1 protein-coding gene is annotated in these 476 nt (G+C 25.4%); it reads left to right on the forward strand.

The genetic code is table 11. From position 1 onward, the window contains the following. A partial coding sequence (locus tag DIU01_RS04060; RefSeq protein WP_290831967.1) for a hypothetical protein occupies positions 1 to 417 on the forward strand: 417 nt, incomplete at its 5' end. Positions 418 to 476: the final 59 nt, after the last annotated feature.

The raw sequence follows: 476 nt of genomic DNA on the forward strand, positions 1-476 counted from the left end.
AAAAGTAAAGAATTAGAAGTACTAAGATTAAAGAAAATCCACAAGGAATATGATAAAATCGACAGTTCCATTATTACTAAATTAATTGAAATTGCTAATAATCAGTTAAAAAATAATTTTGAAGACCCGTTTATAGCTTTTGAAAAAACTGCGGGTTATTTTGGTGCAACTTTATCAGGTTTCCTAATAGGCTTTTTTGCCGATAAGTTTAAAGATGATTTAGGAAAAAATTTTGAGTTTTACTTAAAATTCTTCATTGGTTTATTTCTTATTCAAATATTTATAGTTGTGTCTTATCATTTTATTAAAAGAGGATATTTGTTTGATGAAAAATCTGAGAAGGAGTATTTGCAAGATTATGTTTTTGTAATGGAAAACATTTTATTAATCAAGGAATCAAAAAACTGTAATGATTAATTTACATTTCCATGGAAAATTATATGCTACTAAAACAGAAAAGAGCGGAAAATTTTCCG

Source organism: Flavobacterium sp. (assembly GCF_003525665.1).
GTDB lineage: Bacteria > Bacteroidota > Bacteroidia > Flavobacteriales > Flavobacteriaceae > Flavobacterium.